Genomic DNA, 5,936 nt, shown 5'->3' on the forward strand with positions numbered 1-5,936 from the left:
ACCGCGAGCCAGGCGATCATCAGGTGGATCACACCCGACGCCACGTAGCCCGCGCGGGCGCCGAGCTCGATGACAGGGTGGTCGTTCGCCCGCCGGGCCATCCCTCGCGCAGAACTCACCATCGCTGCAGGATGACACCAGGGGCCGGGCGGCGCGCGACGAGCGGGCTGGGGCGGGCCCCGCTCGACACGGGCGTGATGCCTGGCGCCGCGCCGAGCAGCTCCCCGACGGTTCCCGATCGCGATTCAGTGTGGCCCCGAGGGTTCGACGCGAGCTGTCACGCCCGACAAGGCATAGCGCGACGCCCATGCAGCGAGCACATCGGCGGCGTACCGGGCGTCGTCATGGCCGGTCAGCAGGTGGTCTGCCCCGTCCAGGCTGAGGAACGACTTCGGGTGCCGGGCCGCCTCGTAGATCTCGCGGGCGTTGTCGATCCCGACGATCGCGTCCTGCGGCGAGTGCATCACCAGCAGGGCACGACCGAGTTCGGCAATCCGACGTCGCTGCGGCTGCGCGCGCAGATCGTCGAGGAAGGCCTGGTGCACAGTGAACGTCCTGCCACCCAGCTGCACCCGAGCGCGCCCCTCGGCCTCGAGGGCGGGAACGAGGTCGGCCATCAGGTTCGTCACGTGCGCCGGGTCGCTCGGGGCGCCGATCGTGGCCACGGCCAGCGCCTCCGGGATCCGGGCGGCCGCCGCGATGACAGCTGCACCACCGAGGGAGTGCCCGACCAGGAGCCCAGGGCCTTGGCCCCTGCTGCGTAGGTAGGCCGCGGCCGCCGCAAGGTCGGCGACGTCCATGCTGAACGTCGCCTCCCCGAAGGTTCCCTCGGACTCGCCCAGTCCCGTGACGTCGAACCTGAGGACGGCAAGACCCTGGGCAGTCAGCGCCCGGGCGATCCGAGCAGCGGCGATGCTGTCCTTGCCGCACGTGAAGCAGTGCGCGAAGAGCGCCGTCATCACAGGCTCGCCATCCGGAAGGTCCAGCAGGCCCACCAGGCGTTGCCCACCCGCTCCGTCGAACGTCACCCGCTGCGCCATCGTCGTCCTTCCCGCCTTCGGACCGGGTCGTCCAGCCCTCCACCACGAAACCCGCCGGCCGGGGCAAAAGTTCCACGGAGCCCGCATGAGGGTGACAACCCGTTGTCGTCGAGGCCCGTGCCGTGCATCGACCGGGCACTGTCGATGCTCTACGGCGACGCCCCGTGCACCCATGTGACGGCCCGGCTCAGCAGCACGACCTCGGCGAGCTGTCGTAGCGCTCGGATCTGGTCCGTCAGGGGCTACCAGGTGAGGTCCTGGCAGCCGTGGTGATCGGCGGGTTCGACCTGCACGGTGGCGTGCGCGATGCCGAATCGGTCCCGCAGGACGTCGCGGGCGCGGTCCAGGACCTCGTGGTGGTCCGCTTGTGGTGCTGCCACCAGGTGCGCGGTGGCCACGTTCATCCCGGACGTCAGGGCCCACAGGTGCACGTCGTGCACCTGTGCGACGCCGTCGATACCTCCGAGGCTTCCGGCAACCGCCTCGGGGTCGATGCCCTCAGGTGCGTGCTGGCCCAGGACGGCCACCACCTGCCGTCCGAGCACGATGGCCCGGAACGCGACGAAGACGGCGATCGCGACGGCGGCCACGACGTCCCACACCGGTTGCCCGGTCACGATGATCAGAGCGCCGGCCACCATGACGCCGACCGAACCGGCGGCGTCGGCGATCACCTCGACGTACGCCCCCCGCACGTTCAGGCTCTCCTTGGACCCGCCGCGCAGCAGCACCAGCGCGACGACGTTGACCGCAAGGCCGAGGAAGCCCACCACCAGCATCGGCCCCGACGCCACCGCCGGTGCCTGCCCGATCCGACTGATGCCCTCGACGAGCACGTAGAGCCCCACCCCGAGCATGATCAGGACGGTCAGCCCGGAGGCGAACACCTCCGCACGGTAGGACCCGTACGTCCGCCGACCGGACTTGTCCGGTCGGGTGGCGATGCCCGTCGCCACCAGGCTCGCGCCGAGAGCGACGACGTCGGCGGCCATGTGCCCGGCGTCGGAGACCAGCGCGAGGGACCCGGAGACCAGCCCCACGCTGAGCTCCACGACGAAGAATGCCGCGGTGAGGGCAAAGGCCACGGCCAGTCGCGTGCGGTACCTCCCCCCGGCGTGCTCGGGCGCGGGGCCGTGGCTGTGCCCGGTGCCCATCAGCGGACCCCCTCGTGGCGGGTGTGCTCCCGGGACAGGTCCAGCAGCATCCGCACGTGCGCGTCAGCGAGCCGGTAGAAGATCATTCGACCCGACCTGCGGTTGTCGACCACGCCCGCCGTCCGTAGCAGCCGCAGCGCCTGGGAGACGGTCGACTCCGGGACCTCGACCACAGCCGCCAGGTCGCACACGCACAGCTCCCCCGCCTCGAGCAGGGCGTACAGGATCCGGGTCCGGGTGGGATCGCCGAGGAGCTTGAACAGCTGCGCGAGCGTCCCCGCCTCGGCCGTCCCGGGGATGCCCTGCCTCGCCAGCGCGACCTTCTCCGGGTCCACCGCGACAACCGCGCACGAGTCCTCTGGCGGGACCTGCACCATGACACCTCCACGTCTGCGCATTCATGCAGATGTTAGCAGCACGACCACTCCACCCCCCGGTGGCGACGCGGCCGCCAGCCTCCCCCGTACCTCGCCCGATGTCGGCAGAAGAAGGATTCAAGAATCCCGGCCGCGTCGCGATCAGGCCTTCCCCGAGCGGGCCACTCCTCACCGCACTTCGCGCTGACCTGCTTGCGCTGGCGGCGAGAGTCAGCCAACTCGCGGTCATTCGCGGTCACCGACGCGACGGCGACGTTGGCCGACCGCAAGCCAAAAGGCCCGCCCCGCCGAAGCAGTGCGGGCCTCTGACCTGCAAAGACACTGTCGGGATGACAGGATTTGAACCTGCGACCCCTTGACCCCCAGCGAGCGCTCCCCCCACCTTCAAGCGCCCTTCCGAGCCGCGTATGCGCAGGTCAGAGTCCGCTTCCGTCCAGAGGCGTCCACCTGTGCCCACCGCGAGGGTGCCTGTCTGGGCTCCCCGTTAGGCACCCCAGCGTCTTCGTCGGCGGTGCGCAGGCCGGCTCGCTCACCGGGATGGGCCTACAGGTGCGCGGTGCGCTGCTGTCGCCGTTCCCTAGACAGCGTCTCGTCGTGCTGATCGGGCGGGAGCGCGCGTGGCCGGACGGAAGATCACATCGCAGATCACATCGTCTGGTGAGTCGGCGTCACCACCTCCGTCCGTACGGTCCCGCTCGTACGGCGCACGCCGCACCACGACGACAGGACAGAGACATGGACATCACACCTTCGACGCTCCTTCGCGGCGCAGCCGTGGCCGCAGTCGCCGCCGGTGGCCTCTTCATCGGGGTCCAGATCGGCCACCCCCACTTCGACGTGGACTTCCTGACCTCGACCGAGGGCTTCGTCCGCAACTCGTCCAAGGCCGTGATGGCGGTCCTCGCCCTGGTCGGCATCACCGGCCTGTACCTGCGACAGGTGCGCCAGGCGGGCGTGCTCGGCCTGATCGGGTACCTGGTGCTGGGGCTGGGCTACCTGCTGATGACCAGCTCGGTCCTCATGGTCGCCAACGTGCTTCCGACCGTGGCGGGCATCAGCACCGGCTACGTTCCCGACGTCGCCGCCGCTATGACCGGCGGGAGCCCCGAGGGCGACATCGGGACGCTGCGCACACTCCTGCGCGTCCAGGACCTCGCCTACCTCGGTGGTGGCCTCCTCTTCGGCGTGGCGCTCTTCCGCGCCCGCGTCCTGATGCGATGGGCGACGATCCTGCTCGCGTTCTCCGGCGTCCTCACCATCGTGGTGTCGAGCCTGCCCGACCCGTTCTACCGGCTCGTCGCCGTGCCGAACGGCCTCGCACTGATCGCCCTCGGGTTCTCGCTCTGGCGGTCGCTGAGCATCGTGGCGCCCGAGCCCGACCTCGAGGGCCCCGGCGCACGCGCGTACGCGACGAGCGACCTGTGACGGGCCCAGCCGTGCAGACCGCGCTGGACGACATCGCGTGGCCGGTGCGCACCGAACGCCTGGTGCTGCGCACGGCGACTCCGCAGGACGCCGGGCCCACCTGGGACTTCCGTCGGCTGGAGCCGGTCAACCGGTGGTTGACCCGCACGCCGCAGAACCTGGCCGAGTACCGGGAGCACTTCCTGGACCCGGAGAGCCTCGCCGTGACCGTGGTCGTCGAGCTCGACGGTGCGGTGATCGGTGACCTGATGCTGAGGGTCGAGGACGCGTGGACGCAGGCTGAGGTCAGGGGGCAGGGACGCGCGGTCCACGCCGAGCTCGGCTGGGCCCTGCACCCGGATCACACCGGTCGCGGGTACGCGACCGAGGCAGTCCGCGAGCTGCTGAGGGTCTGCTTCCACGAGCTGGGCCTGCGGCGGGTCACCGCCAGCTGCTTCGCGGCGAACGAGGCGTCGTGGCGGCTGATGGAGCGGGTCGGGATGCGCCGCGAGCTGCACGCCGTGCGTGAGTCCCTGCACCGATCCGGGGACTGGCTGGACGTCTACGGGTACGCGCTCCTCGCCGAGGAGTGGGACCCGACGCCTACCGCTCACGCCGGCAGGGCGGACGCGAGAAGGTCCCGCGTCCCGGAAACCGCAATGTTCGTTGCCGGCGGGCACGTGTCGGTCGAAGGCTCGTGATGGAGGTGGTCGCCATGGAGGCACAGGTGTACGACGTGGTGGTGGTCGGCGGCGGGGCCGCCGGGCTGAGCGCGGCCCTCGTGCTGGGCAGGGCGCGCCGGCGGGTCGCCGTGGTGGACGCGGGACAGCCCCGCAACGCCCCGGCCGAGCACATGCAGGGCTTCCTCTCCCGGGACGGCATGCCCCCCGCCGAGCTGCTGGCCGCTGGCCGCGCGGAGGTCCGGGGCTACGGCGTCGAGGTGCTTGCGGACCGGGTGACGGGCATCGAGCCGGGCTTCTACGTCCGCCTCGCCGGCGGACCAGTGCTCCGTGCCCGGCGCGTGCTCGTCACCACCGGCGTCAGCGACGAGTTGCCCGACGTGCCGGGCCTGCGACAGCGGTGGGGCCGCGACCTGCTGCACTGCCCGTACTGCCACGGCTGGGAGGTCCGTGACCAGCCTCTCGGTGTCCTGGGCACGCATGAGGGCACCGTGCAGCACGCGCTGCTCGTGCGTCAGTGGTCGGCAGACGTCGTCTTCTTCGCTCATACCCTCACCGTCACCCCGGCGGAGCACCGCCAGCTGCGTTCCCGCGGCATCAAGCTGGTGACCGGTGAGGTCACCGGACTGGTCGTCGAGGACGACCGGCTCACCGGTGTGTCGTTGGCCGACGGACGAACCGTCCCGCGCTCTGCGGTCTTCGTCCGCCCCGTCAACGTCCCGCGCCCGGACGGGCTGCTCGCTCACCTGGGATGCGAGCTGGACGAGGCGGGGTTCCCCATGACCGACCGCAGCGGGCAGACGTCGGCGTTCGGGGTGTGGGTGGCCGGCAACGCCGCCGACCCGCGCGCGCAGGTCATCACGTCCGCGGGCGCCGGGTCGGCTGCAGCGATCGCGATCAACGCCGACCTGGTCACCGAGGACGTCGAACGCGCCGTGGAGGACAGCGACGCCGGCGACCCGTTCTCGCCGGCGATGGAGGCGCGTGGGGCAGAAGCCTCCGCCGGCGACCGCCGGCACGGCCTGTGAGCCGGGCACCCGGGATGCCGGTCCGCGGCCGATCGGCGCCACCGGGAGTGTCCCGGGGCGCCGGGGAGTCGACCATGACGACCGGGGCGCGATGCCTGGCACGACTGCGCACGCAACTCGCCGCTCGCCCGGTGGGGATGATCGTGCCGGTGGGTGCGTTCCAGACGGTGTTCCAGTCGATCGTCGCCCTGCCAGGTATCCAGGACGCTGCAGACCTCCAGGTCTGGGAGCAGCTCGGCGCTGACGGCGCCCA

General features: G+C 71.4%; 6 protein-coding genes. 3 read left to right on the top strand and 3 right to left on the bottom strand.

Annotated features, from left to right (window positions below):
- Positions 1 to 245 precede the first annotated feature (245 nt).
- From ABWK99_RS12595 to ABWK99_RS12605, 3 genes are all read right to left on the bottom strand, one after another.
- Positions 246 to 1,040: an alpha/beta hydrolase family protein gene (locus tag ABWK99_RS12595; protein WP_372595049.1), complete on the bottom strand. Its 795-nt coding sequence runs from the start codon at positions 1,038 to 1,040 to the stop codon at positions 246 to 248.
- A 242-nt stretch (positions 1,041 to 1,282) separates the two neighbouring features.
- Positions 1,283 to 2,194 carry a cation diffusion facilitator family transporter gene (locus tag ABWK99_RS12600; RefSeq protein WP_372595050.1) on the bottom strand — a complete coding sequence of 304 codons (912 nt, stop codon included), beginning with the start codon at positions 2,192 to 2,194 and terminating at the stop codon, positions 1,283 to 1,285.
- Positions 2,194 to 2,592 carry an ArsR/SmtB family transcription factor gene (locus ABWK99_RS12605; RefSeq protein WP_372595051.1) on the bottom strand — a complete coding sequence of 133 codons (399 nt, stop codon included), beginning with the start codon at positions 2,590 to 2,592 and terminating at the stop codon, positions 2,194 to 2,196. Before ABWK99_RS12605 ends, ABWK99_RS12600 begins: the two co-directional genes overlap by 1 nt.
- 714 nt (positions 2,593 to 3,306) lie before the next feature.
- On the opposite strand from ABWK99_RS12605, the gene ABWK99_RS12610 reads away from it, so the two are divergent.
- The 3 genes from ABWK99_RS12610 to ABWK99_RS12620 are packed head-to-tail and all read left to right on the top strand — an operon-like array spanning position 3,307 to position 5,683.
- Complete coding sequence (locus ABWK99_RS12610; RefSeq protein ID WP_372595052.1) at positions 3,307 to 3,996, top strand: hypothetical protein; 690 nt, start codon at positions 3,307 to 3,309, stop codon at positions 3,994 to 3,996.
- Positions 3,993 to 4,676 (top strand): GNAT family N-acetyltransferase, encoded by a 684-nt coding sequence (locus ABWK99_RS12615; RefSeq protein WP_372595053.1) that lies wholly within the window; start codon positions 3,993 to 3,995, stop codon positions 4,674 to 4,676. The genes ABWK99_RS12610 and ABWK99_RS12615 overlap by 4 nt, the downstream gene beginning before the upstream one ends.
- 14 nt (positions 4,677 to 4,690) lie before the next feature.
- The gene (locus ABWK99_RS12620) at positions 4,691 to 5,683 is read left to right on the top strand and encodes an NAD(P)/FAD-dependent oxidoreductase (RefSeq protein ID WP_372595054.1); all 993 of its coding nucleotides are present in this window, start codon (positions 4,691 to 4,693) and stop codon (positions 5,681 to 5,683) included.
- The last annotated feature ends 253 nt before the right edge of the window (positions 5,684 to 5,936 follow it).

Origin of the sequence: Actinotalea sp. (genome assembly GCF_041597215.1) — a bacterium.
Taxonomy (GTDB): Bacteria; Actinomycetota; Actinomycetes; order Actinomycetales; family Cellulomonadaceae; genus Actinotalea.

Coding starts and splice junctions, on each gene's coding strand:
- ABWK99_RS12595 (WP_372595049.1), bottom strand. CDS start 1,040: ATGGCGCAGCGGGTGACGTTCGACGGAGCGGGTGGGCAACGCCTGGTG.
- ABWK99_RS12600 (WP_372595050.1), bottom strand. CDS start 2,194: ATGGGCACCGGGCACAGCCACGGCCCCGCGCCCGAGCACGCCGGGGGG.
- ABWK99_RS12605 (WP_372595051.1), bottom strand. CDS start 2,592: ATGCGCAGACGTGGAGGTGTCATGGTGCAGGTCCCGCCAGAGGACTCG.
- ABWK99_RS12610 (WP_372595052.1), top strand. CDS start 3,307: ATGGACATCACACCTTCGACGCTCCTTCGCGGCGCAGCCGTGGCCGCA.
- ABWK99_RS12620 (WP_372595054.1), top strand. CDS start 4,691: ATGGAGGCACAGGTGTACGACGTGGTGGTGGTCGGCGGCGGGGCCGCC.